The organism is Pseudomonas graminis, from assembly GCF_900111735.1.
GTDB classification, from domain to species: Bacteria; Pseudomonadota; Gammaproteobacteria; order Pseudomonadales; family Pseudomonadaceae; genus Aquipseudomonas; species Aquipseudomonas graminis.
The window spans coordinates 12,185-31,479 of sequence record NZ_FOHW01000007.1; the positions used below are offsets into that span (position 1 = coordinate 12,185).

At 60.4% G+C, this 19,295-nt stretch carries 19 protein-coding genes; 9 read left to right on the top strand and 10 right to left on the bottom strand.

Annotated elements, in window-relative coordinates:
* Positions 1–5 precede the first annotated feature (5 nt).
* Both ltnD and BMY98_RS07220 read right to left on the bottom strand, forming a co-directional pair.
* Entirely contained in the window at positions 6–1,028 is a 1,023-nt protein-coding gene (gene ltnD, locus BMY98_RS07215; RefSeq protein WP_281248159.1) for an L-threonate dehydrogenase, read from the bottom strand.
* Between the two features lie 176 nt (positions 1,029–1,204).
* Positions 1,205–2,026: a DeoR/GlpR family DNA-binding transcription regulator gene (locus BMY98_RS07220; protein WP_074886689.1), complete on the bottom strand. Its 822-nt coding sequence runs from the start codon at positions 2,024–2,026 to the stop codon at positions 1,205–1,207.
* 366 nt (positions 2,027–2,392) lie between these two features.
* On the opposite strand from BMY98_RS07220, the gene BMY98_RS07225 reads away from it, so the two are divergent.
* Positions 2,393–2,779: an MAPEG family protein gene (locus BMY98_RS07225; protein ID WP_074886691.1), complete on the top strand. Its 387-nt coding sequence runs from the start codon at positions 2,393–2,395 to the stop codon at positions 2,777–2,779.
* Between the two features lie 184 nt (positions 2,780–2,963).
* On the opposite strand, the gene BMY98_RS07230 is transcribed toward BMY98_RS07225, so the two are convergent.
* Positions 2,964–3,383 carry a DUF1090 domain-containing protein gene (locus tag BMY98_RS07230; protein ID WP_074886694.1) on the bottom strand — a complete coding sequence of 140 codons (420 nt, stop codon included), beginning with the start codon at positions 3,381–3,383 and terminating at the stop codon, positions 2,964–2,966.
* Between the two features lie 57 nt (positions 3,384–3,440).
* Positions 3,441–5,126, bottom strand: a complete 1,686-nt coding sequence (gene ligB / locus BMY98_RS07235) for an NAD-dependent DNA ligase LigB (protein ID WP_074886696.1) — start codon at positions 5,124–5,126, stop codon at positions 3,441–3,443.
* A 190-nt stretch (positions 5,127–5,316) separates the two neighbouring features.
* Here ligB and BMY98_RS07240 point away from each other — a divergent pair, with 190 nt between their 5' ends.
* Positions 5,317–5,937: a LysE family translocator gene (locus tag BMY98_RS07240; RefSeq protein WP_074886698.1), complete on the top strand. Its 621-nt coding sequence runs from the start codon at positions 5,317–5,319 to the stop codon at positions 5,935–5,937.
* A gap of 100 nt (positions 5,938–6,037) precedes the next feature.
* On the opposite strand, the gene metK is transcribed toward BMY98_RS07240, so the two are convergent.
* Positions 6,038–7,228, bottom strand: coding sequence for a methionine adenosyltransferase (metK, locus tag BMY98_RS07245; RefSeq protein WP_065991235.1), 1,191 nt, complete (start codon positions 7,226–7,228; stop codon positions 6,038–6,040).
* A 17-nt stretch (positions 7,229–7,245) separates the two neighbouring features.
* Positions 7,246–8,244 carry an ArsR/SmtB family transcription factor gene (locus BMY98_RS07250; RefSeq protein ID WP_074886701.1) on the bottom strand — a complete coding sequence of 333 codons (999 nt, stop codon included), beginning with the start codon at positions 8,242–8,244 and terminating at the stop codon, positions 7,246–7,248.
* A gap of 258 nt (positions 8,245–8,502) precedes the next feature.
* Between BMY98_RS07250 and tkt the strand changes: the two genes are divergently transcribed.
* The 6 genes from tkt (at position 8,503) to fba (ending at position 14,718) form a co-directional block, all read left to right on the top strand.
* Positions 8,503–10,500, top strand: a complete 1,998-nt coding sequence (tkt, locus tag BMY98_RS07255) for a transketolase (protein WP_074886704.1) — start codon at positions 8,503–8,505, stop codon at positions 10,498–10,500.
* A gap of 135 nt (positions 10,501–10,635) precedes the next feature.
* Positions 10,636–11,682 (top strand): erythrose-4-phosphate dehydrogenase, encoded by a 1,047-nt coding sequence (gene epd / locus BMY98_RS07260; protein WP_074887079.1) that lies wholly within the window; start codon positions 10,636–10,638, stop codon positions 11,680–11,682.
* Positions 11,683–11,701: 19 nt separating this feature from the next.
* Entirely contained in the window at positions 11,702–12,865 is a 1,164-nt protein-coding gene (locus BMY98_RS07265; RefSeq protein ID WP_074886707.1) for a phosphoglycerate kinase, read from the top strand.
* A gap of 24 nt (positions 12,866–12,889) precedes the next feature.
* Positions 12,890–13,117, top strand: coding sequence for a putative periplasmic lipoprotein (locus BMY98_RS07270; RefSeq protein ID WP_065991240.1), 228 nt, complete (start codon positions 12,890–12,892; stop codon positions 13,115–13,117).
* Between the two features lie 92 nt (positions 13,118–13,209).
* A complete protein-coding gene (locus BMY98_RS07275) occupies positions 13,210–13,533 on the top strand; it encodes an MliC family protein (protein ID WP_065991241.1) in 324 nt (107 codons plus the stop codon).
* 120 nt (positions 13,534–13,653) lie between these two features.
* Positions 13,654–14,718, top strand: coding sequence for a class II fructose-bisphosphate aldolase (gene fba, locus BMY98_RS07280; protein WP_065991242.1), 1,065 nt, complete (start codon positions 13,654–13,656; stop codon positions 14,716–14,718).
* Between the two features lie 75 nt (positions 14,719–14,793).
* Here fba and BMY98_RS07285 read toward each other — a convergent pair whose 3' ends face one another.
* The 3 genes from BMY98_RS07285 to cdhC all read right to left on the bottom strand — a co-directional run bounded on the left by BMY98_RS07285 (position 14,794) and on the right by cdhC (position 17,408).
* Entirely contained in the window at positions 14,794–15,282 is a 489-nt protein-coding gene (locus tag BMY98_RS07285) for a thioesterase family protein (protein WP_074886711.1), read from the bottom strand.
* 135 nt (positions 15,283–15,417) lie between these two features.
* Entirely contained in the window at positions 15,418–16,383 is a 966-nt protein-coding gene (locus tag BMY98_RS07290) for an L-carnitine dehydrogenase (protein WP_074886714.1), read from the bottom strand.
* Between the two features lie 137 nt (positions 16,384–16,520).
* Positions 16,521–17,408 carry a 3-dehydrocarnitine:acetyl-CoA trimethylamine transferase CdhC gene (cdhC, locus tag BMY98_RS07295; RefSeq protein ID WP_074886717.1) on the bottom strand — a complete coding sequence of 296 codons (888 nt, stop codon included), beginning with the start codon at positions 17,406–17,408 and terminating at the stop codon, positions 16,521–16,523.
* Between the two features lie 252 nt (positions 17,409–17,660).
* Between cdhC and BMY98_RS07300 the strand changes: the two genes are divergently transcribed.
* Positions 17,661–18,617: a GlxA family transcriptional regulator gene (locus BMY98_RS07300; RefSeq protein ID WP_074886719.1), complete on the top strand. Its 957-nt coding sequence runs from the start codon at positions 17,661–17,663 to the stop codon at positions 18,615–18,617.
* A gap of 241 nt (positions 18,618–18,858) precedes the next feature.
* Here BMY98_RS07300 and BMY98_RS07305 read toward each other — a convergent pair whose 3' ends face one another.
* Positions 18,859–19,278 carry a DUF3010 family protein gene (locus BMY98_RS07305; protein ID WP_074886722.1) on the bottom strand — a complete coding sequence of 140 codons (420 nt, stop codon included), beginning with the start codon at positions 19,276–19,278 and terminating at the stop codon, positions 18,859–18,861.
* Positions 19,279–19,295: the final 17 nt, after the last annotated feature.

Below are 19,295 nucleotides of genomic sequence, written 5' to 3' on the forward strand. Positions count from 1 at the left end.
TCATCTCAGTTGTTTTCAGGCTTGGCGGTCGGCAGTTCGATGCCCGGGAAAATCTTGATCACGGCAGAATCATCTTCACGGCCAAAGCCAGCGGTGGAGGCCTGCATGAACATCTGGTGGGCGGTGGACGACAACGGCAGCGGGAATTTGCTGGCGCGGGCTGTATCCAGCACCAGGCCCAGGTCTTTGACGAAGATGTCCACGGCCGACAGCGGGGTGTAGTCCGCTTTGAGGATGTGCGGCACGCGGTTCTCGAACATCCACGAGTTGCCGGCGCTGTTGGTGATCACTTCGTACAGTGCGTCCGCGTCTACGCCTTCACGCAGGCCCAGGGCCATGGCTTCGGCGCTGGCGGCGATGTGTACACCGGCCAGCAGTTGATTGATGATTTTGACTTTCGAACCCAGGCCGTGGACGTCGCCCAGGCGATACACCTTGCCCGCCATGCCGTTGAGGATCGCGTCGGCCTTGGCATAGGAATCAGCCGGGCCGGAAGTCATCATTGTCATCTCGCCAGCAGCTGCCTTGGCAGCGCCGCCGGAGATTGGCGCGTCGAGGTAGAGCAGGCCTTTTTCGGTGAGGCGCTGACCCAGTTCGATGGCGAAGGTCGGTGCGACCGTAGCGCAACCGATGATCAGGCTGCCTGGGCGCAGAGCGGCGACTGCGCCGTTGTCGCCAAACAATACGGTTTCGGTCTGCTCGGCATTGACCACGACGGTGATGATCACGTCGCATGCGGCGGCCATGGTTGCAGGAGATTCACAGGCAACGCCGCCTTCGCTGGCGAATTGCTCGGTGACGGCCGCGCGCACGTCACAGGCATGAACGTTGAAGCCGCTGCGCAGCAGGGAGCGCGCAATGCCCAGGCCCATAGCACCCAGACCAATGACGCCGACATTCTTGTTATTCATGAATCTCTCCTCGGGTGAGCGCCGAAGTTCATCAGCACTCGAACGGTGTTTGTTCTGATCTGTTAAAGATAGTGAACCTGTGATCGGATAATGTGAAGTGCTTTTTTGAGTTAACAAAAATTAACATTGTAGCGAGCAGGCGAAAAAAAACCTCAGTCGGGGCCGAGGCTTAGTACGCATCAAATGTAGGAGCGCGCTTGCCCGCGATTGCGGTTTGTCTGAAACAGATATGTCTCGGACAGTCCGTCATCGCGGGCAAGCGCGCTCCTACAGTGTTTGTGGCACTCGCTGAATTAGCGTGGCTGATCCACCGCCGCCAACATCAATTCAACGCCCAGTCCGCGAATGCTGTCCGCAGCGCCATGGGCGAGGCGGTCGTCGCTGATGATCGTGTCGAACTGCTCCAGACCGGCGACCTTGTACATGCCGAACGTGCCGTATTTCGTGCTGGTGGTCAGCAATACCGTGCGCGAGGCCGACTGCATGGCCGCCTGCTTGACCTCAACTTTCAGCGCAGAGGGCGTGGTCGTGCCTCGCTGCAGATCCCATGAGCTGGTCGACATGAACGCCACGTCGGTTGCCAGCTGCCGCAACGTCGCCGCGGCAAGCCCGCCAACACAGGAGCGGTTGGGGTGGTCCAGCAAACCGCCGGTATGAATCACGTCGACATGGGTCGCATCGGCGAGTGCATTGACCACGCCGAAATCGTTGGTGACCACTGTCATCCCCGCCAGCGCAACAATGTGCGGGACGATTTCCAGCGTGCTGGTGCCGGCGTCCAGGTACACGGTCATCTCGGGGTGCAGCAGGCTGGCGGCCAGTTTCGCCATCGCCTGTTTGTGCGGCAGCTCGACCACTGCCTTGGACTGGTGGCTCGGCTCGCTGTGAACCTGACTGGCGATGCGCACCCCGCCAGTCACCGAGTAGGCTCGGCCGCTTTGCTCAAGCAGCGCAATGTCGCGGCGAACGGTCATGTGCGAGCAGTCGAACATTTCCATGAGCTGATGCACGCTGAGCACCTGATGCTTGCGCAACTGACGCAGCATCAACTCCCGACGCTGATCGGGAATCATCGGCGCTGCGCCACTGAGGGTGGCGTCTTCTTCGCTGGACATGCAGGCTCCTGGGCTACGAGATACAGCCGAGGTCGGCTGGGTGGCTGGCATCTTAGCCAATCGGGCTGCTCGTGGCAGTAACGACGAGCAACCTGCGCGCAGGTTGTTCTTTGTAGGACCGGCTTCAGCCGGGAAGGGGCCGGCGTGAACGCCATCAGATTTGCGGCGTGACGGGTAATGCCTTCCCGGCTAAAGCCGGTCCTACTCCGGTTGCGCAATGCGCCATTGGGTGCGCGGGTGGTTGTGGCCCCGTCCGCCGTGCGTTACCTGTAAGAACCTTTCGGCGGGCCGTGGCTCTTAGCCTGTAGATAGGTATTACTCGGGATGCTTCTGACGAAGCTCAAATTCTAAAAAAAGGATGTGGTTATGACCGTTGCTTTTTGGTGCGTGTTGATCGTGATTCTGTTGCCGATAGGGTGCGCTGGCATTGCCAAGTTCAGCAGCGGCAAATTCAGTGCACGGCACAATCATGATCCACGGGACTTTCTCGACCGCCTCGAAGGTCTCCCGCGGCGCGCCCACAACGCGCAGCTCAATAGTTTTGAAGCGATTCCCGGGTTTGCCGCTGGCGTAATCATCGCCCACGTCGCCGGTGTCGCGCAGTTGGTCACGATCGACGTACTCGCCGTGCTGTTCGTGACCAGTCGCCTGCTCTACATCATCTTTTATCTGGCGGATCTCGCGGCGTTGCGTTCGCTGGCCTGGATCGTCGGGATGGGGCTGGTGATTGCGCTGTTTGGCGTTTCAGTTTGATCGCTCAACGGTCGCTCTGACACCCTGAGATCTTGCCGAGAAAAAGACCGTGTGGGAGTGAGCTTGCTCACGGAGAGGCCAGTACACGCGCCGAATTCCCGCGGATTCAACACCGCTTCGCGAGCAAGGTGGAGCGCCACCCCGGTCACTCCTACAGACTAAGGACTGATGCCCGCAGACGACCTTATTCGTCATCCTCGTCGGGCTGAACCTTCTCCAGCTTTTCCTGCTCGTCCTGCAGTTCTTTGCGGGACTCGGCGAGCTTGTCTTTGCGCTTGTCGATTTTCTCCGGATCGCCCTTGCTCATGGCCTTGTTCAAGTCCGCCTGGCGTCGGCTGACCTCGCGCTTGGCATCCAGCACTTTCTGTTCCTGCTGCTTGACCACGTCGACGTCGGTGCAGTTGGCGTTCAACTCGCTCAGGGCTTTTTGCAGCCCGGCCTGTTGATCGGTATTGCCCGCCGCCTTGGCGTCCTCAATCCGAGTGGCGATGTCCTGGCGCTTCGCGGCGCATCCGGACGGTTCCGGCGCCTGCTCGGCTGCAAACACGGGCGCGGCCAGAAATCCGCACGCGGTGAATGCAAAAAGGGATGAAAGGAATTTCATGAATACTCCTTGAACACAAATAGCCGCACGCTCGACACAATCATGCGGCCCTAAAAACTAAAAACCGTTGATACCTTGCTCCCGCAACTGCCTGCTTAGCGCCTGCACCTGCGGTTCTTGAAAAAATGCATGTAACTGTTTCGCACGTCCCGAGCCAATGCCGGGTTCGGCCTGCCATTGCTCGACGCTTCGGGAGGCCAGGGCCGTCCAGGACTCGCCCAGATCAACGCCCGCAGCCGGCGGCAAGCCGATGGCCTTGAGCCAGGCAACAAACGGTTTTTCACGTGCGGCCCGGAAACTTGCCAGCAGTTTAGCGCTGCTGCGTTCGCCCAGACCGGGAATGTTAGCAAGCTGTGCACCGTCGAGGGTCATCCAGTCCAACAAACCGCTCACTTGCCCTGCCTGAATCAACTTGTCCCACGTGCCCGGTCCTACGCCGCTGAGCGCCAATCCCTTCTTCCCGCTCAGCCATTTCAGCCGTTCGCGGAACTGGCTTTCGCAGCCTTCGACCGGCTGCCAGCAACTCAGGGAATGAAAATCCTCCGCTCGCGGCACAGCCAGCGGTGCGCGCTCCACGCTGCGCGATACCACTTCATCCAGACGCGGAATCGTCAGCCCGGCCAGGCTGATTGCCACCTGATCCCCAGGCAGAATGTCCATCTCCTGCCAGCGCTTCAGTGAACCCACGCTGATACGGGTGATCATCCGGTCATCCAGTCGCACCGGTTCGATATCCAGCACGGGCGTGATCTTGCCGCTGCGCCCGACGTTGAAATGAACCTTGCGCACCTCCGCCAACGCCTGCGCAAACGGGTACTTCCAGGCCGCGATCCAGTAAGGCGCTTTCGCCTGCCAGCGCTCGGCTGACGGACGCTCACCCTGCCGCATAACCACGCCATCGGTGGCAAACGGCAGCGGCGAACGGTACCAGTGCTCTCGCCAGTTCTTTGCCTGAGTGAAACCCTCCAACGGCTCACTGAAGCGCGCGCTGTCCTCGAAACCCATAGCTCTGAGCCCTGCCAATCGCTCGGTCATGTCCGACGGACCTTCCGGCCAGTCCCAGACGAACACGCCAACTTGCGCACCTTCCTCTTCGCTGATGGCGTGACGCGCCAGCAACCCGGCGACTTTGCTTCGAGCGTTCAGACTGCCGGCGTCGGCCTGAACGTGATCTGTCAGCTTCCAATACAGCTCGCCTTGAAGGATCACAGTCTTTTCCCACGCGAGATGCCGAGGAATCGCCTCGATCTGATGAGCATGCCCGGTCCAGTCCTGACCGAAGACCCCATCGCCCCGGCTGATGGCGCTCACCAGTTTGCCGTCGACATACACCAGCGTGACCGCCACGCCATCCACTTTTGGCTGAATCCACAGATCGCGTCGGTCTTTAAGCCACGCCTGAACGGCGGCCTCGCCCGGCAGTTTCGTCAGGCCGGTGTGGGGGATGGGATGCGCGACAGGACCGCGCGCGGTTTTCAGCGGATTGGAGGGCGACGCCGACGTGGCGGCGAAACAGCCGCGCAGGTCGGCGAGTCGCTGAACGGATTGGTCGTAGAGCTCATCGGCGACCAGAGAGACGCCTTGGCGGTGATAACTGTCGTCCCACTGGGTGATCTGATTTTGCAGCGAAAGGATTTCGCTGCGGGCTTGGGCCGGTGGCCAGTCGGGGCAGGTGGTGGCATTGGCTGCAGTAGGAATCAGGGCGATCAAGGCGCAGGTCATCGCGCGGAAGAGGGTCAACATCGGAGCGTCCTTGCCGGGAGAGGGACCGCAAGGCTAGGTTTTCCGCAGGGGTGTTTCATCGCGCCTTGGTTACCGGGTTTGTCCCGCACCTATACAGCCAGCCCCTGATTCCCGGCCCAGCTGTACCTTGAGCCGCAGCGCAAGGAATGCAAAATGATGTTTCATCCCGGCAACTGGAAGAGACACTGCCATGGACCTGTCGACCCTCGCTGTTTTCATCCCTGCCTGTTTCGCCCTGAACATGGCGCCCGGCCCTAACAATCTGCTGTCGATCAGCAATGCGTCGCGCTACGGATTTATCAGTGCCTGTTCGGGCGGCATTGGTCGGTTGCTCGCGTTCGCGATCATGATTGCTCTGGCAGCGGTTGGGCTTACAGCGGTGCTGCATACATCCGAATGGCTGTTTCATACGATCAAGATTGTGGGGGCGGCGTATCTGTTCTATCTGGCGTTACAACTGTGGCGAGCGCCGTGCGAGGCGCACGATATCGAAGCCGGCGCGCAGGCCGGAGTGAAGAGGCTGGCGCGCCAGGAATTTCTGGTCGCCATCGGTAACCCCAAAGCCATTCTGCTGTTCACCGCATTTCTGCCGCAGTTCGTTGATCGATCTAGCGTAGTGAGCACCCAATTCGCACAACTGGGCGCGATGTTTCTGGTGCTGGAGTGTATCGCCATAGCGCTCTATTGCTGGATGGGCGTGCATGCGCGTCGGCTGTTTGCCAAGCCAAGTGGCAAGCGGCTGTTCAACCGGTTGTGCGCGGGATTGTTGGCAAGCGCGGCGTCGTTTTTGCTGATAGCGCGGCGGGGCTGATTGTTCCTTCAGCCCGAATGCAAAAAAGCCCCTGACGACTTCCATCGCCAGGGGCTTTCCTTTTACCGGGTGCCGCTAGGCGCAATGCACCCAGTAGGTATTACAAACCGGCAGCGGCGCGCAAGGCGTCGGCGCGGTCGGTTTTTTCCCAAGTGAACGTGGTGAACGTATCGTCGCCCACGGTCTTGGTTTGCGGCGTGCGGCCGAAGTGGCCGTAGGCTGCGGTTTCCTGGTACATCGGGTGCAGCAGGTCGAGCATGGTGGTGATCGCGTATGGACGCAGGTCGAAGTGCTCGCGGACCAGCTGGACGATCTTGTCGTCGCTGATCTTGCCGGTGCCGAAGGTGTTCAGCGAGATCGACGTAGGCTGTGCAACGCCAATCGCGTAGGAAACCTGAATCTCGCAGCGCTCGGCCAGGCCGGCAGCGACGATGTTCTTGGCAACGTAACGACCAGCGTACGCAGCCGAACGGTCAACCTTGGATGGGTCTTTACCGGAGAACGCGCCGCCGCCGTGACGGGCCATGCCGCCATAGCTGTCCACGATGATCTTGCGACCGGTCAGACCGCAGTCGCCCACCGGGCCGCCGATGATGAACTGGCCCGTCGGGTTGATGTGGAACTGGGTGTCTTTGTGCAGCAGTTCGGCCGGCAGCACGTGCTTGACGATCAGCTCCATCACGCCTTCGCGCAGGTCTTTGTAGGACACTTCCGGGTTGTGCTGGGTCGACAGAACAACGGCGTCGATGCCCACCACGATGCCGTTTTCATAGCGGCACGTGACCTGGGATTTCGCGTCCGGGCGCAACCACGGCAGCAGGCCGGATTTACGGGCTTCGGCCTGGCGGTGCACCAACTGGTGCGAGAACGCGATCGGCGCGGGCATCAGCTCGGCGGTTTCGTTGCTGGCGTAGCCGAACATCAGGCCCTGGTCGCCGGCGCCCTGATCTTCAGGTTTTGCGCGGTCGACACCCTGGTTGATGTCGGGGGACTGCTTGCCGATGATGTTCATCACGCTGCAGGTCGCACCGTCAAAACCGACGTTGGAGCTGGTGTAGCCGATCTCGCAGATCACGTCACGAACGATCTGCTCCAGGTCGACCCACGCGGTGGTGGTGACTTCGCCGGCCACAATGGCCACACCGGTCTTGACCAGGGTTTCCACGGCAACGCGAGCCTGCTTGTCCTGGGCAATGATGGCGTCCAGCACCGCATCGGAGATCTGGTCGGCGATTTTGTCCGGATGTCCTTCAGACACGGACTCGGAGGTGAAAAGGGAGTATTCGCTCATCTCGACGGTTTTCCTGATTAGTACCGATGGTGAGTGTTGCCAGCCGGTCGCTGAAAATGGCGGACCTGGATCTGGAAACCATTACGTAAGCCTATGTACAGGCTTTCCCCGGGGACCAGCCCCGCAGCGATGGCCCAACGGGCCAGATCTTCCTGTTCGAAGCCTAACCAGAGATCGCCACAGGCCTCCTTGGCCCAGCTCTGGTCATGACTGCACAACTCTGTCACCAGCAGGCTACCGCCCGGTTGCAACAGGTTGGCCAATTGTTTGAGCGCTTCGGCGGGCGCGGCGAAATGGTGCAACACCATATTCAACACCACGCAGTTGCCGGAGATATTAGCGTTGGTCAGTGCATCGGCCAGTTTCAGCTCGACGTTAACCAGCGACTTTTGCGTGCAGATCTTGCGCGCCAGATCGAGCATTTCCGGGCTGTTGTCCAGCCCCGTCACATGTCGGAAACGCCGCGCCAAGTCCGGCAGAAAACCGCCATCACCGGGCCCGACTTCTATCGCCGTGGCATCGGCGGGAAAGCTCAGTTTGTCCAGCAACGACAGCAGGCTGTCGCGGTATTGCGGCAGTCCTGCGATCAGGTCCTGCTGGGCCCGAAATTTCTCGGCCGTGCGTGCGAAGAAGTCCTGACTGGCGTTAGCCCGCTGGCGATGCACCAGACCGATTCGGGTCTGTACATCCGCGGGCAGGCGCAGGTTGTCGGCTTCTTCAAGCATCGCCGCGTGCAGCTTGCCGCCGGTGTGTTCGGTGTGGGGCAGGGCGCGCCGGTAAAAGATCGCGTTGCCTTCACGCCGCGTCGCCACCAGATCGGCTTGGGCCAGCACCTTGAGGTGATGGCTCATGCCGGACTGGCCAATGGCGAAAATCTGCGCCAGCTCCAGCACGCCGAAGGAATCGTTCGACAGCGCGCGCAAGACATTCAGCCGCAGCGGATCGCCGCCGGCTTTGCACAGGGCAGCCAGCTCGTCGCATTCATCATGGCTAATGGCAGGCACGCGAAGATTCATAAGGCAGGCAGTCTAGTTATCGACCGGGGCTGTCGCAAGGGCAATATCAAAAAGTTTTGATATTGGTCGATCAGTGGCGGCACCCCGGCGCCGTGATTCTGCCGTTTGCCGTCGGGCGTTGGGTGCGGCGTACGAAAACACGTCAGCGGCAGAGGAAAACACCGATGGTGTGTGATCTGTCATTGCCCCCGGAGGGTGCCTGAGGGAAAATGGCCGCCTTTTTCCGGTCCCACTTTTATCTGCCCCAGGAGATCAGCGATGCCAAGCCGTCGTGAGCGAGCCAATGCCATTCGTGCCCTCAGCATGGATGCCGTGCAAAAGGCCAATAGCGGCCACCCGGGTGCCCCGATGGGCATGGCGGATATCGCTGAAGTCCTTTGGCGCGATTATCTGAAGCACAACCCAGCCAATCCGATGTTTGCCGACCGCGACCGGTTCATCCTGTCCAACGGCCACGGCTCGATGCTGATCTATTCGCTGCTGCACCTGACCGGTTACGACCTGTCCATCGAAGACCTGAAAAACTTCCGTCAGCTGCACAGCCGCACCCCGGGCCACCCGGAATACGGCTACACCCCGGGCGTTGAAACCACCACCGGCCCATTGGGTCAGGGTTTCGCCAACGCCGTCGGGTTCGCGGTTGCCGAGAAGACCCTCGCCGCCCAGTTCAACCGTCCAGGCCACAACATTGTCGACCACCACACCTACGTGTTCATGGGTGATGGCTGCATGATGGAAGGCATCTCCCACGAAGTCGCTTCTCTGGCCGGTACCCTGCGCCTGAACAAGCTGGTCGCGTTCTACGACGACAACGGGATTTCCATCGACGGCGAAGTTGAAGGCTGGTTCACCGACGATACCCCGAAGCGCTTCGAATCCTACGGCTGGCTGGTCATCCGCAACGTCGACGGCCATGACGCCGACGAGATCAAGACCGCCATCGACACCGCTCACAAGAGCGACATGCCAACGCTGATCTGCTGCAAGACCACCATCGGTTTCGGTTCGCCGAACAAGCAGGGCAAGGAAGACTGCCACGGCGCTCCGCTGGGCACTGACGAAATCGCCCTGACCCGCGCCGCGCTGAAGTGGACCCACGGCCCGTTCGAAATCCCGGCCGACATCTACAGCGAGTGGAACGGCAAGGAAAAAGGCCTGGCTGTCGAAGCCGAATGGGATCAGCGTTTCGCTGCCTACTCCGCTGCCTTCCCGACCGAAGCCAACGAGCTGATCCGCCGCATGAGCGGTGAATTGCCTGCTGACTTCGCCGAGAAATCCGCTGCATACGTGGCTGAAGTCAACGCCAAGGGCGAAACCATCGCCAGCCGCAAGGCCAGCCAGAATGCCTTGAGCGCCTTCGGTCCGCTGCTGCCTGAATTCCTCGGCGGTTCCGCTGACCTGGCAGGTTCCAACCTGACCATCTGGAAAGGCTGCCGCAGCATCACCGGCGAAGATGCCACCGGCAACTACCTGCACTACGGTGTTCGTGAGTTCGGTATGGGCGCAATCATGAACGGCATCGCCCTGCACGGCGGTTTCGTGCCATACGGCGCGACCTTCCTGATCTTCATGGAATACGCCCGCAACGCCGTGCGCATGTCTTCGCTGATGAAGAAGCGCATCATCTATGTATTCACCCATGACTCCATCGGCCTGGGCGAAGACGGCCCTACGCACCAGCCGATCGAGCAACTGACCAGCCTGCGTACCACGCCGAACCTGGACTGCTGGCGCCCGGCTGATGCCGTTGAATCTGCCATCGCCTGGAAACACGCCATCGAGCGTGATGACGGCCCGTCGGCGCTGATCTTCTCCCGTCAGAACCTGCAACATCAGGCGCGTGATGCCGAGCAGCTGGAAAACATCAACCGCGGTGGTTACGTGCTGCGCGACTGCAGTGGCGAGCCTGATCTGATCCTGATTGCCACCGGTTCCGAAGTCGGCCTGGCTGTTCAGGCCTATGACAAGCTGACCGCAGACGGCAAGAAGGTGCGTGTGGTTTCGATGCCGTGCACCAGCGTTTTCGAAACCCAGAGCGCCGAGTACAAGCAGTCGGTTCTGCCGCTGGAAGTCAGCGCGCGCATCGCCATCGAAGCCGCTCACGCCGACTACTGGTACAAATATGTGGGCCTGGAAGGTCGCGTGATCGGCATGACTACCTTCGGCGAGTCGGCACCTGCCAACCTGCTGTTCGAAGAGTTCGGCTTCACGCTGGAGAACGTTCTTTCCACGGCTGAAGAGCTGCTGGAAGACTAAGAAGCACCGCTTTGCCGTGTAGGAGCGCGCTTGCCCGCGAATGCATTCTGTCAGTTGCCTGAAGTAGGGGCTGACAGGTCGCAATCGCGGGCAAGCGCGCTGCTACAGGTTCGGATGAATGCCTGCGAGAACCCCATGCCTCAGCCACGCCCTTATAAAGTCGCCCTCAATGGTTACGGTCGTATTGGCCGCTGCGTGCTGCGCGCGCTGTGCGAGCGAGGTGCGAAGGCTGGCTTTGACGTAGTGGCAATCAACGATCTGGCCGACATGGCCAGTCTCGAATACCTCACGCGCTTCGACTCCACACATGGCCGGTTTCCCGGCGAAGTGCGGGTCGAAGGCGATTTTCTGCACATCAACGATCACGTCATCAAAGTGTTTCGCAGTGCAACGCCGGAAGGCATCGACTGGGGGGCCCTCGACGTGGATCTGGTGCTCGAATGCTCCGGCGTCTACAACACACGTGCCGATGGCGAGCGCTTTCTTTCGGCCCGCGCGCCGCGAGTGCTGTTCTCCCAGCCCATGTCCAGCGAAGCCGACGTGGACGCCACCATCGTCTACGGCATCAATCAGGAAACCCTGACGGGCGATGAGCGGCTGGTGTCTGCCGCGTCGTGCACCACCAATTGCAGCGTGCCGTTGCTCGACCTGCTGAATCGCGAGCTGGGCCTCGAATACGTGACCATCACCACGATTCACTCGGCGATGAACGATCAACCGGTGATCGACGCCTATCATCATGAAGACTTGCGCCGCACGCGCTCGGCCTTTCAGTCGATTATCCCGGTGTCCACTGGTCTGGCGCGGGGCATCGAGCGGCTGCTTCCGGAACTTGCCGGCCGAATTCAGGCCAAAGCAGTTCGTGTGCCGACGGTGAATGTCTCGTGCCTGGATATCACGCTGCAGGTCGCCCGTGATACCGATGCCGTCGAGGTCAACCGTATCCTGCGCGAGGCCGCTACCCGTGGCCCGCTGAAGGGACTGCTGGCGTATACGGAATTGCCGCATGCCAGTTGCGATTTCAACCACGACCCGCACTCGGCCATCATCGATGCCAGCCAGACGCGGGTCTCGGGCCCTCGGCTGGTGAACATCCTGGCCTGGTTCGACAACGAGTGGGGCTTTGCCAACCGCATGCTGGATGTCGCCGATCACTACCTGCACACCATCCATAAACAATAGTAAAAACAGGGAATGCCTCATGACCGTGTTGAAGATGACCGACCTCGATCTGCAAGGTAAGCGTGTACTGATCCGCGAAGACCTCAACGTTCCGGTCAAAGACGGCGTGGTGACCAGCGATGCACGCATTCTCGCGTCGCTGCCAACCATCAAGCTGGCGCTGGAAAAAGGCGCAGCCGTCATGGTCTGCTCGCACCTGGGTCGCCCTACCGAGGGCGAGTTTTCCGCCGAAAACAGCCTCAAGCCGGTCGCCGACTACCTGAGCAAGGCCCTCGGGCGTGAAGTGCCGCTGGTCGCGGAATACCTGGACGGTGTCGACGTAAAGGCCGGCGACATCGTGCTGTTCGAGAACGTGCGCTTCAACAAGGGCGAAAAGAAGAACGCTGACGAGCTGGCGCAAAAGTACGCCGCTCTGTGTGACGTGTTCGTGATGGACGCCTTCGGCACCGCCCACCGTGCAGAAGGCTCGACCCACGGCGTGGCCAAGTTCGCCAAAATCGCTGCGGCGGGTCCGCTGCTTGCCGCTGAACTTGACGCGCTGGGCAAAGCCCTGGGCAATCCGGCCCAGCCAATGGCGGCTATCGTTGCCGGCTCCAAGGTTTCCACCAAGCTGGACGTGCTTAACAGCCTCAGCGAGAAGTGCAATCAGCTGATTGTCGGCGGTGGCATCGCCAATACCTTCCTGGCAGCGGCGGGTCACCCGGTTGGCAAATCGTTGTACGAGCCGGACCTGCTTGAGACTGCCAAAGCCATCGCCGCCAAGGTCAGCGTTCCGTTGCCGGTCGACGTGGTGGTTGCCAAGCAATTCGCCGCTGATGCCGAAGCCACCGTCAAGCTGATCGCCGATGTGGCCGAGGACGACATGATCCTCGACATCGGTCCTCAAACAGCTGCTCACTTCGCCGAATTGCTGAAATCTTCCAAGACTATTCTGTGGAACGGCCCGGTCGGCGTATTTGAGTTCGATCAGTTCGGCGAAGGCACCAAGACGCTGGCTCACGCGATCGCTGAGAGTTCTGCGTTTTCCATCGCTGGCGGGGGCGACACCTTGGCCGCCATCGACAAATATGGTGTAGGCGACAAGATCTCTTACATCTCTACAGGCGGCGGTGCGTTCCTCGAGTTTGTCGAGGGCAAGGTTCTGCCTGCCGTGGAAGTTCTGGAACAACGCGCCAAGGCCTGACCGGCCAAGGTGAAGGGGAGTGAAATGGTCAAGCCATTACCGCTGTTGATCATGGCGGGTTTGCTGGTCGGCTGCGCAAGCAAGCCTGAAGCGGAGACGGCATCCAGCGCGGCGCCGGGGCTGCTTCAGGTCAGCTGCTATCAGGCGGGCTGGCAGGCGGAAACCGTACCGATCGTTTACAAGCGTGGCGGGCCTGAAGTCTGGGAAAAATACGAATTCATGCCTGCCGTGGGACCAGTCCCCTGTCATTGATTCTTAGTTGACGGTGTGCCGGAATACAGGAACAGCATTGCCCCTGCCATGATCGACATCCGTCACGCGATGCAGGGAATTCAGGAGTAGTAATGAAAGGCTTGTTAGCCCTTGCGACACTGATGCTGCTGAGCGGTTGCGCCAGCATGAAGGCTTCGGAACCGGCAGCCCCCTGGACCCACTGGGTCTGTGACAGCAAAGCCGAGATTTTCTGGAAGTACGCCGATGCCGCGAAGAAGGAGGTGGATGTACGCCTCAATCAGAGCGAGCAGGTATTCCGTCTGCAAGCGTCCCCCGGAGCCTCCGGCGCGCTCTACAGTAACGGCGTCTTGGCGTTCGACAACAAAGGCAGCGAAGGCCTGGTCTACTGGGACGCTACCAACGATTTGATCGGTCGTGGCTGCAAAGCGCCGTAAAAGGCCGAGCAGTTCGAGCGAGGCAACACCGGGCGGTGTTCGAGCAAGCCGCCTCTATAATTTGAATAGCCGCCAATACGGCACGCACGATTAACGACCCCACCGGGAGAGAGACAGACAATGGCACTTATCAGCATGCGCCAGATGTTGGACCACGCAGCCGAATTCGGTTACGGCGTCCCTGCATTCAACGTGAACAACCTGGAACAAATGCGCGCCATTATGGAAGCGGCCGACAAGACCGACTCTCCGGTAATCGTTCAGGCTTCGGCCGGTGCGCGCAAATACGCGGGCGCACCGTTCCTGCGCCACCTGATCCTGGCGGCAATCGAAGAATTCCCGCACATCCCGGTGGTCATGCACCAGGACCACGGCACCAGCCCGGCCATCTGCCAACGTTCCATCCAGCTGGGCTTCAGCTCGGTGATGATGGACGGTTCGCTGCGCGAAGACGGCAAAAGCCCTGCGGATTACGACTACAACGTACGCGTCACCCAGGAAACTGTCGCCATGGCTCACGCCTGCGGTGTTTCGGTTGAGGGTGAGCTGGGTGTTCTGGGCTCGCTGGAAACCGGCATGGCTGGTGAGGAAGACGGCGTAGGCGCAGAAGGCATGCTGGACCACAGCCAGATGCTGACTGATCCGGAAGAAGCAGCGGACTTCGTTAAAAGAACCCAGGTCGATGCCTTGGCCATCGCCATCGGCACCAGCCACGGCGCGTACAAGTTCACCAAGCCGCCTACCGGCGACATTCTGGCGATCGAGCGGATCAAAGAGATCCATAAGCGCATCCCGAACACCCACCTGGTGATGCACGGTTCTTCTTCCGTTCCGCAGGAATGGCTGAAAATCATCAACCAGTACGGCGGCGACATTAAAGAAACTTACGGCGTGCCGGTCGAAGAAATCGTTGAAGGCATCAAGCACGGCGTGCGCAAGGTCAACATCGACACCGACCTGCGTCTGGCCTCGACGGGTGCTATCCGCGAGTTCATGGCGAAAAACCCGAGCGAGTTCGATCCGCGCAAGTACCTGGCTAAAACCGTATCGGCCATGCGGGACGTGTGTATTGCTCGTTACGAAGCATTCGGCACCGCCGGCAACGCCTCCAAGATCAAGCCGATCTCCCTGGAGAAGATGTTCGAGCGTTATGCCAAAGGCGAGCTGAACGCCAAAGTGAACTGATCGTTTTCTGATCGATTTGCTGAAATGAAGAAGCCCGCAGCGATGCGGGCTTTTTTGTGGGCGTGGTCCACGTTTCTACACGGTATGTTGCCGGCCGGGCAGGGCGATGATCCGCCCAACATACTTTGGATTCGGCTGATCAAATTGAGCTTCCGAGAGCAGGCGCAACGCCTGCAGCGACACTTCGCTAAACGGCGCTGATTTCGGCCCGGCCGCCAGATCCACATGCAGCAGCATCTGCTCGCTCGCTGCCAACTCGATATCCCCGTCTGCTTTGTACAGCCCGTGATAAAGCTGCACCCGCTTGCCATCGTGTCCGATGATTTGCGTACGCACTTCCACCGGCTCACCGAGCTTTACCTCGTGCAGAAAGTTGATGTGCGCCTCGAGCGTGAACAGCGAGTGGCCGCTGGCATCCCGATCGTCACCGGCAAGGCCGATGCGGTCCATGAAGGCGTCTGTGGCGAAGCTGAAAATCAGCAGATAAAAGGCGTCGCGCAGGTGGCCGTTGTAGTCAACCCAATCGGCGAGGACTGGGGTTTTGAAAGTAATGAGTGCGGGCATAGGATTCCAGGGTCACAATTTCGGTGAAATCAACGGCCTCATCGCGGGCAAGCGCGCTCCTACAGTTGATCGCATACCCTTTGTAGGAGCGCGCTTGCCCGCGATGAGGCCGGTTTGGGCGATGAAAATTTTGGCTCAATCCCCAAACGCCATCCCATGCCTGGCCTTGGTGGTTTTCACCGCTTCAAGCACCGCCAGCAGGCAGTCATCGCGATACCGCTCCAGCGCCGCAATGCTGTGGCTACCGAGCTGATCCGAGGTGCCATCGACCACGTCATCGATCAACTTGTCAGTCAGCTCCGGCGCCGGTAGATAAGTCCACGGCAACTGCAGCGCCGGGCCGAATTGCGCCATGAAATGACGCATGCCTGCATCGCCGCCGGCCAGGGTGTAAGTCAGGAAGGTGCCCATGAACGACCAGCGCAAGCCGGCGCCGAAACGGATCGCGTCATCGATTTCGCCGGTGGTCGCCACGCCGTCGTTGACCAGATGCAGGGCTTCACGCCACAGCGCTTCCAGCAAACGATCGGCAATAAAACCGGGGACCTCTTTGCGCACATGGAGCGGGCGCATGCCGAGTGATTCGTAGACCTGAATCGCTGCCTGCACCGCTTCCGGCGCGGTGTTCTTGCCGCCGACCACTTCCACCAGCGGCAGTAGATAAACCGGGTTGAACGGATGGCCCACCACGCAGCGTTCCGGATGCGTGGCGCTCTCGTAAAACTCCGACGGCAGCAGGCCGGAGGTGCTGGAACCAATGATCGCGTCAGGCTTGGCCGCCGCGCTGATCTTGCTGTGCAGGTCCAGTTTGAGGTCAAGGCGCTCCGGAGCGCTTTCCTGGATGAAGTCGGCGTCGAGAACGCACTCCTCGATGGTGTCGACGAAGCGCAGACGTTCTTGGGAACCGCCCGCCGTCAGGCCCTTTTGCTCAAGCGCCGGCCAGGCGTTGGCGACGCGTTTGCGCAGCGCTGCCTCTGCTCCCGGCGCCGGGTCCCAGGCCACGACGTCCAGGCCATGAGCCAGCGCGCGCGCCACCCAACCGCTGCCGATGACACCGCTGCCCAAGGCTGCGAAGGTTTTGATGGTGGTGATGAAGGTCATATCGATTACTCGAAAAAGTGTCGAGGCCCTTGTAGGGTTGAGCTTGCTCGCGATAGCTACTTATCTGCCCCGATGTGTGACTGACACACCGTTATCGCGAGCAAGCTCACTCCTGCACGGCAGGATGTGTGTGGGGATCAAAACCACTTTTTCAGGCCCATCTTCACGCGGCCCTCGGCCGGGGTCATGACCCGTGCGCCCAGGCGGCTGAGGATCTCGCTGGCGCGTTCGACCAATGCGCCGTTGCTGGCGAGCACGCCTTTGTCGAGCCAGATGTTGTCCTCCAGACCGACCCGCACGTTGCCGCCGAGCAACACGGCCTGCGCGGCCATCGGCATCTGCATGCGGCCGATACCAAACGCGGCCCACACCGCATCGGCGGGCAGATTGTCGACCATGGCCTTCATGGTGGTGGTGTCCGCCGGCGCGCCCCAGGGAATGCCCAGGCACAGCTGAAACAGCGGGTTGTCCAGCAAGCCTTCTTTCATCATCTGCTTGGCAAACCACAGGTGGCCGGTGTCAAAAATCTCCAGCTCGGCTTTCACCCCCAGCTCCTGGATGCGCTTGGCCCCGGCCCGCAGTTGCGCGGGCGTGGACACATAAATCGTGTCGCCATCGCCGAAGTTGAGGGTGCCGCAATCCAGCGTGCAGATTTCCGGCAGCAGCGCTTCGACATGCGCGAGCCGGGTCAACGGACCGACCAGATCGGTGCCGGGGCCGAAATCGGTCGGACGTTCGCCCGGGCCGATTTCCAGATCGCCGCCCATGCCCGCAGTCAGGTTGACGATGATGTCGATGTCGGCTTCACGGATGCGGTCCATGGTTTCGCGATACAGCTCGACGTCACGGCTGAACTTGCCGGTCTCGGGGTCGCGTACATGGCAGTGCACGACCGTCGCACCAGCCTTGGCGGCCTCGACGGCGGCAGCGGCAATCTGCTTGGGCGTGATCGGGACCAGGTGGCTTTTCCCGGTCGTGTCGCCAGCACCGGTCAGTGCGCAGGTGATGATGACGTCGTGATTCATGGGTGAGGTTCCTTGCAGGGCAGACGGTAAAAGCGGACGTTTGCAGCCCGTGTTTGAGGTGCAAAGCTACGCAGCGTCGAGCCCGTCAAAGCGCACAGCGGCGACACGGTCTTGCACAGCAGCGACCTGTGCTGTTGCTGCCCATCGGCAGGAGGTGTATTTGATGATCGGGCCCAAGAGGCACGATCATTTCTGAACTCACCTCTCCACCCCAATCGCCCATCCGCTCCGATCCCAAGGAACGCGCCAACGATGTCCCAGGATTTCTACTTTCTGCTCATGCCCGGCTTTTCGATGATGGGCTTCGTGTCGGCGCTGGAGCCGCTGCGCGTCGCCAATCGCTTTGGTGGCGAGCTGTATCGCTGGCACATCCTGAGTGTCGATGGCGGCCCTGTCATTGCCAGCAACGGCATGTCGGTAAACGCCGACGCCGCGCTTGAGCCACTGAAAAAAGGCGCGACGTTGTGGGTGATGGGCAGCGTCGATCCGCTGAAGTTTTACAACGGGGCGCTGGAACACTGGCTGCGCCGGCTGGACCTGGAAGGCGTGGTGCTTGGGGCGATCGACACCGGTAGTTTTGTCCTGGCCCAAGCCGGTCTGTTGGAAGGTTATCGCCTGACCCTGCACTGGGAAGCGCTGGACGCCTTCAAGGAAACCTTTCCCCGGCTGCAAGCGACGCAGGAATTGTTCGAGATCGATCGGCGCCGCATTACGTCGGCCGGCGGCACGGCCTCCATCGACATGATGCTCGACCTGATCGGGCAGGCTCACGGCGCTGACATGGCGATCAAGGTTTCCGAGCAGTTCGTCCTCGGGCGAATACGCCAGCGCAAAGACCACCAGCGCATGCAGATCGCCACGCGCTACGGCATCAATAACAAGAAATTGGTGCAGGTCATCGGCGTCATGGAGCTGCACACCGAGCCGCCGCTGAGCACACTGGAACTGGCCGAAGGGATTCAAGTGACGCGGCGTCAGTTGGAACGGCTCTTCCGCCTGCACCTGAACGACACGCCGAGCAACTTCTACCTCGGCCTGCGGCTGGAAAAAGCCAGGCAACTGCTGCGTCAGAGCGACATGAGCGTGCTGGAAGTCAGCATTGCCTGCGGGTTTGAATCGCCGTCGTATTTCACCCGCAGTTACCGGGCGAGATTTGGGGGGTGCCCAAGGGAGGACCGAGGGCGCACGCGCGAGGTGAAGGCTGTTTGATGCTCAATTATGGTGAATTATAGTCGCGACTATAATTCGGTATAAATGACCCGGCGGGCTACATTCGTCTTCTTCTTCAGGCTCCGGCTCGTTCAGTAGGACCGGCTTCAGCCGGGAATAGGCCCGGTTGAGCACCCTCAGTTTAATGTGGTGGCGCCTGACGCCTTCCCGGCTAAAGCCGGTCCTACAGTCGGACTTAACCCCGGCACACCACCGAGCCAGCGATCGGGTGCAGACCTTTCTACTTGGTCTTCATCAGCGCCGAACACGCCGCTTTGTAAGCCTCGTGCTGATACTTGTTCAGCGCTGTCGGCAGTTCAAAGTTGTGCTTCTTCATCTGAGCGTTGATGGTCTGGGGCGACAGCAGGATGACGTCGCAGTCTTCCAGCAACTGAAAGATGGTTTCGATCTTGAACGTCGTCGGACCACCAGCGAACTCGCCTTTCTTGCTACGTTTTTTGATGGCGATATGACCAATGCCGTTGTCGCGCACGAATGCCTCGATCTGGCGGGCGAACGCTTTCACGTTGACGGCTTCATCGTCGTCTTCGAGTGCGATCTTCTTCGTCGGTAACGGCACGTGTTCGAGCGCGCCGGACGCACGAGTGGCGACAGCGAAGATGGCCTCGCTGCCTTTGATTTCTACGCCGCAGATGTTCATGTGCATACCTTGAGCTC